Annotated in this window: 15 protein-coding genes; 8 read left to right on the plus strand and 7 right to left on the minus strand. The window is 73.2% G+C overall.

Annotated elements, in window-relative coordinates; translation table 11 throughout:
* Window positions 1-203: 203 nt before the first annotated feature.
* The gene (locus tag CP967_RS07030) at window positions 204-422 is read right to left on the minus strand and encodes an MbtH family protein (RefSeq protein ID WP_150487124.1); all 219 of its coding nucleotides are present in this window, start codon (window positions 420-422) and stop codon (window positions 204-206) included.
* Between the two features lie 548 nt (window positions 423-970).
* A complete protein-coding gene (locus CP967_RS07035; protein ID WP_150487125.1) occupies window positions 971-1,747 on the minus strand; it encodes an IclR family transcriptional regulator in 777 nt (258 codons plus the stop codon).
* Window positions 1,748-1,843: 96 nt separating this feature from the next.
* Between CP967_RS07035 and CP967_RS07040 the strand changes: the two genes are divergently transcribed.
* The 7 genes from CP967_RS07040 (at window position 1,844) to CP967_RS07070 (ending at window position 7,225) form a co-directional block, all read left to right on the plus strand.
* Window positions 1,844-3,004, plus strand: coding sequence for a cupin domain-containing protein (locus CP967_RS07040; RefSeq protein ID WP_150487126.1), 1,161 nt, complete (start codon window positions 1,844-1,846; stop codon window positions 3,002-3,004).
* A gap of 2 nt (window positions 3,005-3,006) precedes the next feature.
* Window positions 3,007-3,834: a fumarylacetoacetate hydrolase family protein gene (locus CP967_RS07045; RefSeq protein WP_150487127.1), complete on the plus strand. Its 828-nt coding sequence runs from the start codon at window positions 3,007-3,009 to the stop codon at window positions 3,832-3,834.
* Window positions 3,831-4,463 carry a maleylpyruvate isomerase N-terminal domain-containing protein gene (locus CP967_RS07050; protein ID WP_150487128.1) on the plus strand — a complete coding sequence of 211 codons (633 nt, stop codon included), beginning with the start codon at window positions 3,831-3,833 and terminating at the stop codon, window positions 4,461-4,463. The genes CP967_RS07045 and CP967_RS07050 overlap by 4 nt, the downstream gene beginning before the upstream one ends.
* Before the next feature lie 27 nt (window positions 4,464-4,490).
* Window positions 4,491-5,756 carry an FAD-dependent monooxygenase gene (locus CP967_RS07055; protein ID WP_150491742.1) on the plus strand — a complete coding sequence of 422 codons (1,266 nt, stop codon included), beginning with the start codon at window positions 4,491-4,493 and terminating at the stop codon, window positions 5,754-5,756.
* Window positions 5,757-5,882: 126 nt separating this feature from the next.
* Entirely contained in the window at window positions 5,883-6,236 is a 354-nt protein-coding gene (locus tag CP967_RS07060; protein WP_150487129.1) for an STAS domain-containing protein, read from the plus strand.
* Window positions 6,237-6,330: 94 nt separating this feature from the next.
* Window positions 6,331-6,783, plus strand: coding sequence for an ATP-binding protein (locus CP967_RS07065; protein ID WP_229888338.1), 453 nt, complete (start codon window positions 6,331-6,333; stop codon window positions 6,781-6,783).
* Between the two features lie 79 nt (window positions 6,784-6,862).
* Entirely contained in the window at window positions 6,863-7,225 is a 363-nt protein-coding gene (locus tag CP967_RS07070; protein ID WP_150487130.1) for an STAS domain-containing protein, read from the plus strand.
* Between the two features lie 51 nt (window positions 7,226-7,276).
* Here the strand turns inward: CP967_RS07070 and CP967_RS07075 are convergent, their stop codons facing one another.
* The 4 genes from CP967_RS07075 to CP967_RS07090 all read right to left on the minus strand — a co-directional run bounded on the left by CP967_RS07075 (window position 7,277) and on the right by CP967_RS07090 (window position 12,501).
* The gene (locus CP967_RS07075; protein ID WP_150487132.1) at window positions 7,277-7,666 is read right to left on the minus strand and encodes an STAS domain-containing protein; all 390 of its coding nucleotides are present in this window, start codon (window positions 7,664-7,666) and stop codon (window positions 7,277-7,279) included.
* Window positions 7,663-8,775, minus strand: a complete 1,113-nt coding sequence (locus CP967_RS07080) for a cobalamin B12-binding domain-containing protein (RefSeq protein WP_150487134.1) — start codon at window positions 8,773-8,775, stop codon at window positions 7,663-7,665. Before CP967_RS07080 ends, CP967_RS07075 begins: the two co-directional genes overlap by 4 nt.
* On the minus strand, window positions 8,772-10,451 hold the full coding sequence (locus CP967_RS07085) for a PP2C family protein-serine/threonine phosphatase (protein ID WP_150487135.1): 1,680 nt from the start codon (window positions 10,449-10,451) through the stop codon (window positions 8,772-8,774). The genes CP967_RS07080 and CP967_RS07085 overlap by 4 nt, the downstream gene beginning before the upstream one ends.
* A 295-nt stretch (window positions 10,452-10,746) precedes the next feature.
* Window positions 10,747-12,501, minus strand: a complete 1,755-nt coding sequence (locus tag CP967_RS07090; RefSeq protein WP_150487136.1) for an ABC-F family ATP-binding cassette domain-containing protein — start codon at window positions 12,499-12,501, stop codon at window positions 10,747-10,749.
* A 635-nt stretch (window positions 12,502-13,136) separates the two neighbouring features.
* Between CP967_RS07090 and CP967_RS07095 the strand changes: the two genes are divergently transcribed.
* Window positions 13,137-15,548, plus strand: a complete 2,412-nt coding sequence (locus tag CP967_RS07095; protein ID WP_229888337.1) for a glycoside hydrolase family 9 protein — start codon at window positions 13,137-13,139, stop codon at window positions 15,546-15,548.
* 335 nt (window positions 15,549-15,883) lie between these two features.
* On the opposite strand, the gene CP967_RS07100 is transcribed toward CP967_RS07095, so the two are convergent.
* Window positions 15,884-16,813 (minus strand): quinone oxidoreductase family protein, encoded by a 930-nt coding sequence (locus CP967_RS07100; RefSeq protein ID WP_150487137.1) that lies wholly within the window; start codon window positions 16,811-16,813, stop codon window positions 15,884-15,886.
* Between the last annotated feature and the right edge of the window lie 6 nt (window positions 16,814-16,819).

Genomic DNA, 16,819 nt, shown 5'->3' on the forward strand with positions numbered 1-16,819 from the left:
AGTGCGCCGAGGACGAGTAGTCCGATAGCCCGGAAGAAGGATTCTGAATGCCTCATCAAGGCATAAGGAACATTCACAAACACGGCGCGATCGATTGACGCCCATACATGACCGATTCTGTTCGAATCAGAGTGGAATCGATCGAGTCTGGGCGTCAACACGTCGCCGACCTGGGATGCCGCACACAGCGGCCCGCTCCCCGGTCAGCCGGCGTCGGCCTCCATCGCCCGCACCAGGCCGGCGGGCCGCATATCGGTCCACACGGTCTCCACCGCCTCCAGACATTCCTGGCGCGTGCCTTCCCGGCCCTCGACACGCCAGCCGTCCGGGATGTCGATGTGCGCGGGCCACAGCGAGTACTGGGCCTCATCGTTCACCAGGACCACGAACCGCCCCGACTCGTCATCGAAAGGATTGGCCATGACCTTCCCCCACTTGTTCCGTTCCTGCTCTTTCCGGAGACGGTCACCGGTCGCCCGCGGGCGCCCGCACCGGACCGTTCCGGCGGTCGCGCCACGGGCAGATCCCCTCGTGGCGCACCCCCGACCGCGTGAATCGAAGATACGTTACGCCTTCGGATACGAGGGCACCCCCGATGACCGGGCCGGGTTTTCCCGGCTGCCCCGTTCACGCCAATCACACTAGAGGACCAACGACGGCTGCCGGTGCGAATTCCCTCGCTCATCCGGGAGGAATTAATCGAACACATAAAGAACGGATCCGCCGGGGACATATGCCCGCGCCTCGTGTACGAAAATATCAAGCCATGCGGTGTCCCTTTTATTCCGCTATCGCCCCATAGGGACAACCCCATTCCGGATAGCCTCCGGCGCGCGCCCGCAGACGCCACAGCACGCAAAGCGCACCCCGCGCTTCCGTGCGCCGGGCGTGTGCGCCCCGCGCAACCCGCCCCCGGCCGTAACCCCGAGGGGCATGGGTCCGCGCCACCGCGGTCACGGACGCGCGGCCGTCACCCCTCCCCCGCCAGGTCCCCCTCCAGCGCGTGTGCCGCGGTGTTCAGGACGGCCACCAGGGACCGGAGGTGCCGCGGGTCGTAGCGCGCGCCGGGCATGGACACCGACAGGCCGGCCACCGCCGTACCGTCCCGGTCGCGTACCGGTACGCCGACGGCGGTGAGTCCGCGCTCGGAGCGCCCCTGGTTGACGGCGAACCCGTTGCGGCGCAGACGCCGCAGCTCCGTGCGGAGGCGGGGGAGGTCGGGGAGCTCCCCGGGGCGGTCCCGGTAGCGCTTCGGGTCGTAGAGCTCGTCCAGTTCCCCGTCGGACAGGTCCGCGAGCAGCAGCAGGCCCGCGGTCGTGCGGTCGGCCGGGAAGACCATGCCCTCGCGGGAGCCGACCCGCAGGGCCTGGCCGCACTCGACACTGGCGATGAAGCGGGCCGTGTCCCCGGTGCGCACGGTCAGGTTCGTGGTCTCGTCCAGGAGGGCGGCGACCCGGTGCAGATGGGGCATCGCCACCGCGCGCAGCCGTGAGACGAGGGACCGGGAGTGCGCGGCGAGTTCCAGCACGGGTCCCGCCCGGTAGGCGCGGTTCTCGTCCTGCACGGCGAAGTCCCGGTAGACGAGCATGGCCAGGATCCGGTGGGCGGTGGACCTGGCGACGCCCAGCCGCTCGGCGATCCGCGCCACGGTGGTCTCGCCCTCCATCTGCAGGATGGTCGCCGCCCGCAGCGCGTGGTCCACGCTGGCGATGGGGTACGGCGGGGGCGTCCTGAGCTGCTTGTCCATGGCCCGTCCTCGTGTCGCCCGAGGTCCGTCCCCGGCTCGGATTCTGCTCTCCAGAATCTACATGTTCCTCTGGGCGGCACGGTGCACGCTGAGCCGGTGACTACCCCACCCGTCTCCCAGAACCCCGCCACGGTCTCCCCCGTCCGGCTCCAGGCCCTCCCCGGCGAGGGACGCCCCCAGGTCACCCCGGCTCTCGAAGAGCTGTACCGCGGCTTCGAGCAGGAACTGCTGGTGCCGCTGTGGACCGAGATCGGCGATCTGATGCCGGCTCATCCGCGCTCGCGCGCCGTACCGCACCTGTGGCGCTGGGAGCGGCTGCGGGAGCTGGCCGCACGGGCCGGCGACCTGGTGCCGGTCGGCCGGGGCGGCGAGCGCCGTGCGATCGCGCTGGCCAACCCCTCCCTCGGCGGCCGGCCGTACGCCACCCCGACCCTGTGGGCGGCCATCCAGTACCTGATGCCCGGTGAGGACGCCCCCGAGCACCGCCACACCCAGCACGCCTTCCGCTTCGTCGTCGAGGGCTCGGGCGTGTGGACGGTCGTCGGCGGCGACCCCGTGCCGATGAACCGCGGTGACTTCCTCCCGCAGGCGGGCTGGAACTGGCACGCCCACCACAACGCGTCGTCCGAGCCGATGGCCTGGATCGACGGCCTGGACATCCCCTTCCAGTACGCCACCGAGGCGCAGTTCTTCGAGTTCGGCCGCGACGGGATCAGCGACGCCGAGCGGATCACCCCGGAGCGGTCCCGCTCCGAGCGCCTGTGGGCCCACCCCGGCCTGCGCCCGCTGTCGGCCGCCCCCGCGGCGCCGGGCAGTCCGCTGCTGTCGTACAAGTGGGAGTACACGAACGCCGCCCTGGCCGACCAGCTCCTGCTGGAGAAGGAGGGGTTCGGCGGCACCGTCGGGCCCGGCCACGCCGCGGTGCGCTACTCCAGCCCGCACGACGGCTCCGACGTGCTGCCGACCGTCCGGGCGGAGTTCCACCGCATCGCCCGCGGTGCCGAGACCGTCCCGGTGCGCGAGACCGGTTCGTCCGTCTACCAGGTCTTCGACGGTTCCGGCGTGGTGACGGTCGGCGACAGGTCCTGGACGGTCGCCCGCGGCGACCTGTTCGCCGTCCCGTCCTGGGAGCCGTTCTCCGCCCGGTCCGAGGCCGGCCGGACCGACTCCGACGAGGGCGCCCTCGACCTCTTCCGCTTCTCCGACGCGCCCGTCTTCGAGGCGCTAGGGCTCAACCGCACCCAGAAGGACGCCTGACCATGAAGCTCGCCACCATCCGCACCGCCGCCGGGACCCGCGCGGTCCGCCTCGACGGCGAGGTCCTCGTCGACCTCGGGTACACCGACCTGGGCGCGCTGTTCGCCGAGCCCGGCTGGCAGGACGAGGCCGCGGCCGCCTCCGGCACCGCCTACCCGGCCGAGGGCGCGGACTTCGCGCCGGTCGTCCCCAGCCCTTCCAAGATCATCTGTGTCGGCCACAACTACACCGGCCACATCAAGGAGATGGGCCGGGAGCTGCCGAGCTACCCGACCCTCTTCCCGAAGTTCGCCGAGACCCTGCTGGGCGCGAACGACGACATCGTCAGGCCGGCCGAGACCGAGGCGTTCGACTGGGAGGTCGAACTGGCCGTCGTGATCGGGCGGAAGGTACGCCGTGCCGACGAGGAGCAGGCCGCCGGTGCCATCGCCGGTTTCACCGTCATGAACGACATCTCGGTGCGCGACTGGCAGTTCCGCACCATCGAGTGGACCCAGGGCAAGATCTGGGAGGCCACCACCCCGGTCGGCCCGTACGTCGTCACCCCCGACGAGGTCGGCGGCGTCCGCCCCGCCCTGGAGGTCAGGACGGTCGTCGACGGCCAGGTCATGCAGCGGGACGACACCGGCACGCTGCTGTTCGACCCGGTCTTCCTGGTGCGGTACATCTCCACCGTCATCACCCTGAACCCGGGCGACATCATCGCCACCGGCACCCCGGCCGGTGTGGGCAACGCCCGCGACCCCAAGGTCTTCCTCCTCCCCGGCCAGACCGTGACCACCGAGATCTCCGGTCTGGGCGCCTGCGTCAACAAGGTGGCCGGGGCGTGACCGGCGGCACACGGACCTTCGCCGACGCGCGGGAGTGGGCCCGCGCGGGCACCGCGCTGGTGCTGGACGCCGTCGCCGGCCTCGACGAAGCCGGCTTCGCGGCGGACAGCGCGCTGCCCGGGTGGACCCGTAAGCACCTCGCCGCGCACGTCGCCGCCAACGCCGACGCGCTGGGCAACCTGGTGCACTGGGCGGCCACCGGCGAGGAGCGGCCGATGTACGCCTCCGCCGACGAGCGCGCCGCCGGCATCGCCAGGGGGCCCGGACTCTCCGCCGACGAGCTCCGTTCCTGGCTGGCCGGCTCCGCGCACAGGCTGGCCGAAGGGCTGGACGCCCTCACCGAGGAGCAGTGGCGGCGCGAGGTGGTCACCGCTCAGGGCCGTACCGTCCCCGCCACCGAGCTGCCCTGGATGCGGGCCCGTGAGACCTGCGTCCACGCGGCCGACTTCGGCACCGGCGTGTCCTTCGCCGATCTCCCGGAGGGCTTCCTGGCCGCCCTGGCCGGCGAGATCAGCACCAAGCGCGGCCTCACCGGGCTGCCCGACGGCCCCCTCCCCGAGGTCGCCGCCTGGCTGGCCGGCCGGCCCCACACCCTTGCCGACGCCCCCGGGCTCGGCCCGTGGCTCTGAGGAGTGGAAGTCATGTCCGAACCTGATGTGATCATCGTCGGCGGCGGGATCGGCGGCCTCGGCGCGGCGTTCTCGCTGACCCGCCAGGGCCTGCGGGTCCGCCTGCTGGAGAGCGCCCCCTCCTTCGGCGAGGTCGGCGCGGGCATCCAGCTCGCTCCCAACTGCACCCGCATCCTCGACGACTACGGCCTTCTGGACGAGGCCAAGAGCCTCGGTGTCGTACCGGACGCGATGGTGATGCGCGACGCGGTCGACGGCGGCGAGCTGACCCGGCTGGACCTGCGCGACCTGGAGAAGCGTTACGGCTACCCCTATCTGGTCATCCACCGCAGCGACCTGCACGGGCTGCTGCTGCGCGCCTGCGAGCGCGCGGGCGTCGAGCTGGTCAACGACGCCCGGGTGGTGGCGTACGAGAACACCGCTGCCGGGGCCCGCGCCACCCTCGCCTCCGGCGGGACCCACGAGGCCGGCCTGGTCATCGCGGCCGACGGCCTGCACTCCGCCGCGCGCGGGCTGCTGGTCGACGACGAGCCCGTCTCCTCGGCGTACGTCGCCTACCGCGGGACGGTGCCCGCCGCGCAGCCGCGGGTCCAGGGCGCCGACCTCGGCGAGGTCGTGGTGTACGTCGGCCCGAAGTGCCACTTCGTCCACTACGGGCTGCGCGGCGGCGAGCTCCTCAACCAGGTCGCCGTCTTCGAGTCCCCCAGGGCTCTCGCCGGCCAGGAGGACTGGGGCACCCCGGACGAGCTCGACCAGGCCTTCGCCCGGACCTGCGACTTCGTCCAGGAGGGCCTGCCCTTCATGTGGCGCGACAAGTGGTGGCGGATGTTCGACCGCGAGCCGCTCATGAACTGGGTCCACGGCCGGATCGCCCTGCTCGGTGACTCGGCGCACCCGCCCCTGCAGTACATCGCGCAGGGCGCGATCATGGCGATCGAGGACGGCTGGGTGCTCGGTGAGCACGTCGCCCGCAGCCGGGCCGCCGACGGCACGGTCGACTGGGACGCCGCCCTCTGCGCCTACCAGGCGGTCCGCCCCGAACACTGCCGCCGGGTGCTCACCACCTCCCGCGCGTGGGGCGAGCTGTGGCACCTCGACGGCCTCGCCCGCGAGCAGCGCAACGCACTGCTGCGCGCCCGCGACACCTACGACTACGCGTTCGTGGACTGGCTGTACGGCCCGACCGCCCTGACGGCGGACCAGGAGCCCCCGATGTTCACCCCCGTCCCGCTGTCCTCGGTGGACCTCGGGGACGCGGCGGGCACCCCGGCGGCGGCCGGCACCGCCGTGTGAACCACCCGCCCCCGCGCCGGCCCGCACCCCTCCCCGGGTGCGGGCCGGCGCCGTCGTGTCCTCCCGGGGCCGTGGTGGGCACGGGCCCCGGCGCAACCTCTCCGAGGGCTGTAGGAAGATATGCCCATGGCAGGAAGCGATCTGCGGGTGGTCACGGAGACCGGGCCCGGCGGGGTTGTGGTGATCCGGGTGCACGGCGGTCTCGACGGGTGGTCGGGCTGCTCCGAGCTGTCCGACGCCCTGGTGGTTGCCGCCGGGAACAGTGCGGGACGTACGGTGGTAGACCTGTCCGGGGTCGGGTTCGCCGATTCCGCGGGGCTGCACGCGCTGCTCCGCGGCCTTCGGGCGCACGGGGAGACCGGAGCCCTGCTCATGCTGGCGGGTCCCCTCTCCGCGGGGGTGCACCGGCTGTTCGAGGTGACGGGGACGCTGGGCGCCTTCCGGTTCGTGAAGGACGTGGAGGCGGCCTTCACACCGTGACCGCGGTGCGCGGTCTCCTCGCGCCCTCGGTGACGGCACGTGTGATCCGGGGCACGTCGGGAACGCGAACGATGCGGTGAACGGGGAGTGGGGCATGACAGTGGACGGCGATCATCCGGTCGACGGCCCGGGCGGAGCCGTCGGCGGCGGCCCCCCGGGCCCTTCCGCGGTGCCGCACGTACCGCGGAACGCGGCCGCGGCCCGTGCCGTCGTCGCCGGTCTGCTGGACGCACGGTCGAAGGAACCGGGCGCGGCGCACCTCGCGGACACCACGCTGGCGGACGCCCTGCTGGTGACCTCGGAGCTGGTGACCAACGCGTTCCGGCACGGCGGCGGCCTCACCGGCTTCACGGCGGAGGTCAGCGCCGAGGGACTGCTGCTCACCGTGTCCGACGCCAGCCGCGAGGTGCCGTCCGTGACGGTCCACGGCCCCGGCTCCGACCTGGTGGGCGGTTACGGCTGGCCGCTGGTGCACCGGCTGTCGAGCCGGCTGACCGTCACCCCGTACCCCGGCGGCAAGCGCATCGCCGTCCTGATCGTCCTGTGATCCGCCGCCCCGACCGGGAAAAACGTCCTGACACCCGGTCACCTGCGGCGGAACCACGGCGCCTTGGCATACTCGTCGGATGATCGGCAACATCCCCCCACATCACGACGGGCCCGGTACGTCCTCGGTGCTCGCGGAATTCGAGCGGGCCGGCTGCTGGGTGGTCCAGGCACAGGGCGAGCTCGACTCCGACACCGTCGACCCCCTCTATCTGGCCATGTGGCAGGCCGCGGCCTCGTACGGCGTCGTCGTCCTGGACGCCACCTCGGTGACGTTCGGGGACTCCACCTTCCTCGGTCTGCTGCTCCAGATGCGCGAGGAGACGGAACTGCGCGTGGTCGCCACGAGTCCGCAACTGCTGCGTCTGTTCTCGCTGGCGGGGCTGGACCGGATGCTCGACTGCTACCCGGACCTCGGCGCGGCTCTGGCGGGACCGGGCTGAACATCCCGGCGCGGCCCGCGCCTCCGCCCCCCGGCCCTGCCCCCTGAGGGGTCAGGACCGGGGGGCGGGCCCGTCGTCGGCCCGCTCCTCGCCGTCCCGCGGGGCGCGCGCGCCGGAGGCGAAGACGACACCGATGCCGGTCACCTCGAACAGCCGCGTGAGGAAGGGCGGGGAGTTGTCCACGTGCAGCCGGATCCCCCGGGCGGCGGTGCGCCGGTGCACCAGGAGGAAGGTGGAGACCCCCATCGAGTCGCACAGGGTCAGGCGGGCGCAGTCCAGGTGCAGGTCCGTGAGGTCCGGGTCCCCGGCCAGGCAGGCGTCGGTGCGTCTCACGAGTTCGTCACAGCTGTCGTAGTCCAGATCGCCGGCCAGCCTGAGGTGTACGACGCCCGGCCGCGCATCCGTGAGGACGGTGAAGGGCGGAAGCGGCAGCGGGGTCATACGGGTTCTCCGGTTGTCGTGCCGGCCGGCGCGAGGAAGGCACCGAGGGCGCGGCGTGCGTTCGTCAGCAGCCGTCGGCTCCGGGGGAAGTCCGAGAGCTCGGCGGTGAGGATGTCCAGGGTCGGGTCCAGGGACACGGCGGGGACATGGCGTGCGGTGAGGATGCCGGCCGTCCAGGTCACGAAGGTGCTGAACAGCTCGTCGTCGTCCACGTAGAGCGCGACCGCCAGGTGGTCGAGGAGGTGGGCGACGTCCTCGGCCGTGCGCTCGCGCTGTTCCTCCGTGTAGGCGGCCATCGCCGGGAAGCGCTTCTCCAGCCGGGGCAGGACCTCGCGGACGAGCCGGGCCCGGTCGCGGGCGACATGGGTGTACTCCTGGTCCGACAGGTGCGGCAGGTCGTCCGTACGTACGTGCGCGCGGGCCCGGTCGGGCACCGGGACGCCGTCCTGGAGCAGCCGGGCCGCGGCGCGGGCGTCCGGCGCCCAGGCGTCGGCGCCCAGCAGGCGGGCGTAGCGCCCGTCGGGCCCGAAGGCCGCCCCGCCGACCAGGACGGGGACCCCCACCGCCTGGCAGGCGGTGACCGCCGCGTGGGCGACCGGCAGCCGGGTGGCGAGGGAGGAGGACAGGGCGACCGCGTCCGCGCCGCTGCTGTGCAGATGGGCCACGAGGTGCGGAGTGGGGACCTGGGCGCCCAGGAAGTCGACGCGCCAGCCGCGCAGTGTGAGTACCTCGGCGAGGAGCCTGGCCGGCAGCGCGTGCCATTCCTGGTCGACGCAGGCCACGGTGATCCGGCCGAGCCGGGGCGCGGTGCGGCGGGCCGGCCGGTGGGCGAGCGCGGCGATGACCCGCTCGGCTATCGCGCTGGCGGCGTGCTCGTTCGCCACGCTGAACCGGTTGGCCGCCCACTCCGCGCCGACCCTGGCCTGCACCGGGGCGATGACGTCCAGCAGGGCGGACTCGACGTCCAGCCCCTGGTCGATGGCCGTGAGGATGTGTCCGGTCGCGGTGTATTCGTCCCCGTCGGCCACCGCGGCCCACACCTGGTCCCGCAGAACCGGCAGAACCGGCGGGACCGGAAGATCCGTGCTGTTCTCGGTGTGCGTGTTCATCCGGTATACCTGCCCCGCGTGTGCCCGTTCACCGCACTTAGGTGGGTGGTGCGGGGGGCTGTGATCGCCACCACGGCCATGTCGTCGCGCCTGCCGTCGCCGAGCCACTGGGAAGCGAGCATCTGGACCCGTTCCACGACGGCCTCGCCCGGCATCCCCGCGCAGTCCGCCAGGGCTCTCGCCAGTCGCTCCTCGCCGAACATCTCGTCGCCGAGCGGGCCTCCCCGTGCCTCGGTGACGCCGTCGGTGTAGAGCAGGCACGTCTCGCCCGGCTGGAGAGAGGTCTCCACGGTCAGGGTCTCGATCCGGGGGAGGGCGCCGATCAGCGTGCCGCGGGTGGAGACCTCCTCGACCCGGCCGTCGTTGCGCACCACCAGCGGGGCGGGGTGGCCGGCGGAGGTGAGCAGGAGGCGTACCAGGCCCTCCTCGCGCTGGGCCGAGGCCAGCACCATGGTCGCGAAGCGGGTGTGGTGGGAGTTGAGGAGCGCGCCGTTCAGCAGTTGCAGCATCCGCTCGTGGTCGTGGGCCACGGGGGTCAGGGCCTCCACGGTGTTGCGGATCTTCCCGGTGAGCACCGCGGCCTCCAGGCCCTTCCCGCACACGTCACCGAGTACCACGAGGGTGGATTCCGAGTCCGAGCTCCCCGGGTGGACGTCGTAGAAGTCGCCGCCGACCCGTTCCCGGCTCCCGGCGGGCCGGTACCCGCCGGCGAACTCGACGCCGTGCGTACGGCGCAGCTGGGGCGGCAGCAGGTCGCGCATCAGCGTCTCGGTGATCGCGCTCTGCTCGGCGTACAGCCGTGCGGCGGAGAGGGCGGCACCGGCCCGCGCCGCGAACAGCCGGGCGAAGATCTCCTCGTTCTCGCTGAACTCCGCCCGGTCGCCGGTACGCAGCAGGATCAGAGCCCCGGCGGGCACTCCGTGGCCGGGCAGCGGGGTGACCGCGACCGAACCGACCTTCCCGGGGAACCCCTCGGGCAGCAGCCACGCGGGCAGCGCGGCCGGATCGATCCAGCGGGAGGGCACCGGCGGGAAGCCCTGGAGCGCCTCGCCGAGCCCGGGCACCAGGGAGAGGTCCGCCGTGACCGTGCTCCGGGTCACCCCCTGGCCCGCGACCGCGCTGGTGACGGGGAACTTCCGTCCGTCGCCGGGGGCCACGACGACGGCCGCGTCGGCCAGGTGCCGGGCGGCGAGCTGGGCCGTGACCTGCATGCACCTCTCGGTGTTGAGCGAGGAGAGCAGCACGTTGGACGCCTCGGCGAGGAAGCTGGTGCGCTCGCGTTCGGTGCTGAGCGCCTCCTCCGCCAGCCTGCGGCCGGTGTCGTCGACGAGCCACCACGCGGTGTCCCCGTCCGGCAGGTGTGAGGCGTGGGCCTCGTAGCTCCGGGCGCCTACCGTGCCCCGGAAACCCTGGAGGAGCGCCGGTGCGTCCGGACCGGCCGGGCCTCCGCGGCGCGCGCGGGTCTCGTCGTGGGCGCGCCTCAGCCAGGCGGGGACCGTGTCGGCGGGGGCGGCCCCGGGCGCCGCCTCTTCCAGCAGTGCGGTGGCGGCCTGGTTGGCCGTGCGGAGGGCTCCGGTGCGGTCGAGGACGAGTACGGGGTACGGGGCCGGGCCCCAGGCGTCGGCGGTGGGCCGGAGTTCGGAGATCGTGACGGAGGTGTCCTTCGGGTAGGCCATGAGGGGGACCCGTCGATGACGAGCCGCACCACCTTCCAACTGGACGGAAAAAGGATCTGTTCTGTGGCCACCATTGCCCAGAGGACTCACGGCTGGCAACCCGCCTCCCGCAGCCAGGGGTCCGGCTCATGGGTCAAAACACCGCAAAACGTCCATAATTATATGCCTCTATGTGATGTTTTTCCGGTTTCCTTCATGTGTCTTCGCACGCGGTGCGCCGGGGGCATCGCCGGTGGGCCGGGCACGCGGCGCGCAGGGCACGCGGTGCCGGCCGCGAGCCGCCGGTCCGCCCGGCTCACCGGGGCGCGGACGGCTGCCGGATCCGGCCGGGGCGGCGCAGGACGCCGTCCGCCAGCTCGACCACGTGGTCCGCGTAGCGTTCCCTCAGCGCCCTGTCATGGGTGACCAGCACCTTGGGTCCGGTGAACTCCTCGATGGCCTCCTGGAGTTGTTCCACCAGAGGAAGGCTGAGGTGGTTGGTCGGCTCGTCGAGGAGCAGCAGGCCGGGACGGGCGGCGAAGAGTTCCGCGATGCTCAGGCGGCGGCGCTGACCGGTGGAGAGCCGGTCCACCGGCACCGCGAGGTCCCTGCGGCGGAAGAGGCCGAACCGGCCGAGTTCGGCGTACGCCGTGTCCTGGTCGAGGGCCCGGCGCCGCGCGTAGACCTCCAGAAGGCTGCGGTGGCCGTCCTCGTACACGGTCTCCTGGGGCAGGTACCCCACGCGCACGCCTTCGCCCAGGGTCACGTCGCCGTGCTCGGCGGGCAGCACTCCGGCGAGGATCCGCAGCAGGGTCGACTTGCCCGCGCCGTTGGGCCCGGTGATCACGGTGAGGTCGCCGTCGCGGAGGGTGAGACCGATGTCGTGCAGGACGTCCCGGAACGCGATGTGGGCGGCCTCCAGCAGGGGCGGACCGGCCTCGGCCTGCTGCGGTGCGGGGCGCGGGGCGGTACCGGGCCCGCCGTCCCCGGTCCGGGCCCGGAAGCGCAGCGGCTCGGGGGGGCGCGGCACGGGCCGGTCGAGCAGGCGCTGGAGGTCGAGGCGGGCCGAGCGGGCCCGGTGCGCGAGGCCGGCCTGCACCCTGCCCCCGGTACGGCCGTAACTCATCTTCTCGTTGTCCCGTTTCAGGCCGCCGCCGTCGTCGGCGGAGGAGGCCCGCGCCAGCCGCTCGCGCACCCGGTCGGTCTCGTCCCGCCACTGGGCGTACCGGCGCTCCCAGCGGGCGCGGGCCGCACGCTGTTCCGCGAGGTAGTCGCGGTAACCGCCGCCGTGGCGTACGACGGTGCCGCGGGGGCCGTCCAGGTCCACGATGCCGGTGACGGCGTCCGTGAGCAGCGCGCGGTCGTGGGAGGCGATGACGCACGGACCGCGGTAGCGGCGGAGCCAGTCGGTCAGCCAGTCCGCCGCGCGGTCGTCCAGGTGGTTGGTGGGTTCGTCGAGGAGCAGGGCACAGGGGTCGGCGAGGACGAGTTCGGCGAGGGCGAGACGGGCCCGCTGCCCGCTGGAGAGCCGGGCCACCGGATGTGCCGGGGCCAGGCCGCCGAGCCCGAAGACGGCGAGGACCTCGCCGGTGCGGGCCTCCCGCTCCCAGCCGCCGCGGGCGCTGTGGAGGTCCTGGGTGCGGCTGTAGTCGGCGAGCAGGGCATCGAGGGCGGGCCCTTCGGCGTGCGTCATGTCCTCTTCGAGGACGCTGAGCCGGGCGGCGAGCGCGTCCAGTTCGGCGTGCGCGCGGTCCAGTACGTCGGTGACGCACCAGCCGGCCGGGAAGCCGGGCTCCTGCGGCAGGAATCCGACGCGGCCGGTGACCGCGCGCAGCACACTGCCGCGTTCGGGGGTGAGGTCGCGGGCGAGGACCCGCAGCAGGGTGGACTTGCCCAGCCCGTTCTCCCCGATCAGTCCGATGCGTTCGTCCGCCGCGACGGTCAGCGAGATGTCCCGCAGGACGGGCCGGTCGCCCAGGGCGTGGGACACACCCTCGGCCGCCAGGTGGGCCGCGCCGCGGCTGCCTGACAGGACGTCAGCGGGGTCGGGGAGCCGAGTGGTGTGTTCCATGGCTCCAGTATCGGGGGCGGTGGTTTCCCCGGACCGTTCCGTACTCACCCGTTGACAGGACGCGCTCACGCTGGCTTTATGAGCACGTCCATGGAAGCGCTCCCACGACGGCGCCGAAAACGCCGCCGCGGGCTGCCGCTCCCCTGGGCCAGGGCCGACCGCCACCCCCTCCGGTCACCGTCCCTGCCCGGTTCCCGGCTCCCCGGCCGGAATGCGGGAGCGCTCCCGCACCACCTGCGCCACCCCGCACCGCGCACGTGCACCACCGCACCGCACCGCACCGCACCACCGCCCCTCCGCACCGCGCACCACCGCACCGGCCCGCACCCCGCACGTGCACACCGCACCGCCTTGCATCGTCCCGCGCCACTGTCCAGCGCCCCGCCCCGCCCCGCACCCCCGCACCGCGCACGTGCACCACCGCACCGCCCCGTATCGCTCCGCGCCCCACCCCGCACCGCTGTCCAGCGCCCGCATCCCCGCCCCCACCCCGCTCCGCCTCCGCACGAGCCGCGCACCTCACGCCCCACCCGCCCCCTCCGCCGCATCGGCCCCGCCGGTACCGCCGTCCCCCGGCCCCGGCGGGGCGCCCACACCCGCCCGCCTGCCCACCTGCCCCACGGAAGGACGATCCGTTGCGCCTGTCCGCCCTCTCCCGCCCCTCACGCGCACCCTCCCCCCGCCCTTCCCCGCCCGGTGGTCCCCGCCGCTCCCGCTGGGGTGTCGCCCTCACCTCCGCGGCCGCGTTGCTCGCCGCCGCCCTCACGCCTCTCGCCGCCACCCCCGCCGAGGCGGCTCCGGCGTTCGCCTACGGTGAGGCGCTGCAGAAGTCCCTCTTCTTCTACGAGTCCCAGCGCTCCGGCCGTCTGCCCGAGGACAACCGTGTCTCCTGGCGCGGTGATTCGGCCCTGGACGACGGCAAGGACGCCGGCCTGGACCTGACCGGCGGCTGGTACGACGCCGGCGACCACGTGAAGTTCGGCCTGCCCATGGCGTACAGCGCCACCGTCCTGGCCTGGGGCGGCATCGAGCAGAAGGACGCGTACGCCGCCTCCGGCCAGCTGGATCACCTCAAGGACAACCTCCGTTTCGTCAACGACTACTTCGTCAAGGCGCACCCCTCCCCCACCGTGCTGTACGGGCAGGTGGGCAACGGCGCCGACGACCACAAGTGGTGGGGCCCGGCCGAGGTCATGCCGATGGCCCGTCCCGCGTACCGGATCGACGCCTCCTGCCCAGGGACGGACCTCGCCGGGCAGACCGCCGCCGCGATGGCCGCCTCCTCGATGCTGTTCACCGAGGACGACCCGGCGTACTCGGCGAAGCTGCTCACCCACGCGAAGCAGCTGTACACGTTCGCCGACACCTACCGCGGGAAGTACAGCGACTGCATCACCGACGCGAAGTCGTACTACAACTCCTGGAGCGGCTACCAGGACGAGCTGGTGTGGGGCGCGGTCTGGCTCTACCGGGCCACCGGTGACGCCGGCTACCTCGCCAAGGCCGAGACGTACTACGACGGCCTCTCCACCGAGCCGCAGACCACCACCCGCTCCTACCGGTGGACGCTCTCCTGGGACGACACCTCCTACGGCTCCTACGTCCTGCTCGCCCAGCTCACCGGCAAGCAGAGGTACATCGACGACACCAACCGGTGGCTGGACTGGTGGACGTCCGGGGTCAACGGTGCGAAGGTGCGCTACTCCCCCGGCGGCCAGGCCGTCCTGGACTCGTGGGGCTCCCTGCGGTACGCGGCCAACACCGCTTTCGCCGCGCTCTCCTACAGCGACTGGCTGACCGGCGACGAGACCCGCAAGGCCCGCTACCACGACTTCGCGGTACGCCAGATCAACTACGCGCTCGGTGACAACCCGCGCAAGGCGAGCTACGTCGTCGGCTTCGGCTCCAACCCGCCCACCAAGCCGCACCACCGCACCTCGCACGGCTCGTGGACCGACCAGATCAGCAGTCCCGCCGAGAGCCGCCACGTCCTCTACGGCGCCCTCGTCGGCGGACCGAGCGCACCTGACGACACCTACACCGACGACCGGCAGAACTACACGAACAACGAGGTCGCCACCGACTACAACGCGGCCTTCACCGGTGCGCTCGCCCGTCTGTACGCCGAGTACGGCGGCGATCCGCTCGCCGCGTTCCCGCCGGCCGAGACGCCGGACGGGCCCCAGGTGCTGGTGCAGGCCTCGGTGAACGCCTCCGGGGCGAACTTCACCGAGATCAAGGCGTACCTGGTCAACAAGTCCTCCTGGCCGGCACGCCCGCTGACGGACGCGTCGCTGCGGTACTACTTCACGCTGGAGCCGGGAGTCTCGCCCAAGGACATCACGGTCACCACCAACTACAACCAGTGCGGCACGACGAGTGGCCCGACGCGGCACGCGGACGACGTGTACTACGTGAGTGTGGACTGCTCGAACACGGTGATCGCGCCGGCCGGGCAGTCGGCCTACCGCAAGGAGGTCCAGTTCCGCATCGCCTCCTCGGGCGCCTGGGACCCCTCCGACGACTGGTCCTTCCAGGGGCTGCCCGCCACTGCGGGCGCCACCCCGGTGGACGCGCCGAACCTGGTGCTGCTGGACGGGGACGCGCGGCAGTGGGGAGCCCTGCCCGACGGATCCGGCCCCACGCCGACCCCGACACCCACGCCGACCCCTACACCCACGCCGACGCCCACGCCGACCCCCACTCCCACGCCGACGCCCACCCCCGCCCCGGGTGCCGCCTGTGCCGTCACCTACAAGGTCGGCTCCTCCTGGGGCAGCGGCTTCACCGCCGATGTCACCATCCGCAACACCGGCACCACCGCCGTGGACGGCTGGCGTCTCGGCTGGAACTTCACCGGCGCCGAGAAGGTGGCCAACGCCTGGAACGCGACCGCCACCCAGTCCGGCGCGGCCGTGACCGTCACCGACGGCGGCCACAACAAGGTGATCCCTCCGGGCTCTTCGGCGTCCTTCGGGTTCCAGGGGTCCGGCGCACCCGCCGCCTCCCCCACCGCCTTCACCCTCAACGGCGTTCCCTGCGCCTGAGCGGTGCCCCCGCGGGACTTCCGCAGGCTCTCGCGGGACTTCCGCGGGGCGGGGCAGGCCGTCGGGCCCACCACGAGGCTGTGGTGGGCCCGACGGCCGCGCCGCCCGGCTCCCCCTGCCCTGCCCCTGCCCCGGACACCGGCCCGCCCCTCGTATGCACCGTCCGCTGACCACCTCCCGCCTCCCGCCTCCCGCCTCCCGCCTCCCGCCTCCCGCCTCCCGCCTCCCGCCTGACGAAGCATCAGGCGACCCGAGAGGGGACCGCACGAGGCGGAGCCACGCCCCCCGGAAGCCTTCTCCGGCCTACGGAGCGGCGAGGGCGGGGCCCGGAGGCCCTACGGCACGAGGACGAGGCGCTCGTCGGTCCGGTGGTCGTTCCACGCCGCGCCGACCCGGGCCAGCGGCACGGCCCGTGCCTGGACGTCGATGCTGCCGTCGGTCACCGCGGCGGCCAGTTCGGGCAGTTCGGCGATGAAGTCGCGGGGGCTGACCGATCCGATGCCGCTGCCCACGATCCGCAGCCGGGCCGCGCGCAGCGCGGCCGAGGGGACCGGGGCCGAGTCGCCCGCGACGGAGCCGATCTGGACCCAGGTGAGCGGGGCGGAGCGGTCGGTCCGGGCGGTGAGGAGCGGGAGCATGGCGTCCGCGGCGGGCGCCCCCCACACGAAGTCGAGGACGACGTCGGCGTCGGCCGCTGCGGCGATCCCGTCGAAGGTGAGCACCTGGTCCGCACCGAGGCCCGGCAGGGTTCCGAGGCGGGCGGTGTCACGGCCGGCGGCGAAGACCTGAGCGGCGCCGAACCGCTTGGCGATCTGGACGGCCATGCGCCCGGCGCTGCCGGTGGCACCGAGGACAAGCACGCGCTGCCCCTCCCGGAAGGTGATGCGGCGGCGCAGCGCGACCCAGGAGGACATGCCCGGGTTCATCGCGGCGGCGATCCGGACGGGGTCCACGTCGTCGGGCAGGAGGACACTGCGGCGTACGTCGATCACGGTGCGCTCGGCGAACGTACCGGAATCCGTGTCGTCCAGGACCGCGTAGCGCAGCCGGCCCGAGGCGTCGCGGACCACGCCGTCGACGCCGGGCACCAGCGGAAAGCGGCCGGTGGCGGAGTAATGGGTGCCGTTCGCCTTGGCCCGGGTGAGGTGGTGCAGGCCCGCCGCGAGGACCTCGACGACCCTCTCGTGCTCGCCCCGGGCGACGGGTTCGGGGCGTTCGCCGTAGGCGGGCGGTGCGTCGTGCGCCGTGATGACCGCAGCATGCATGAGGGA

Source organism: Streptomyces nitrosporeus, from assembly GCF_008704555.1.
Taxonomy (GTDB): domain Bacteria; phylum Actinomycetota; class Actinomycetes; order Streptomycetales; family Streptomycetaceae; genus Streptomyces; species Streptomyces nitrosporeus.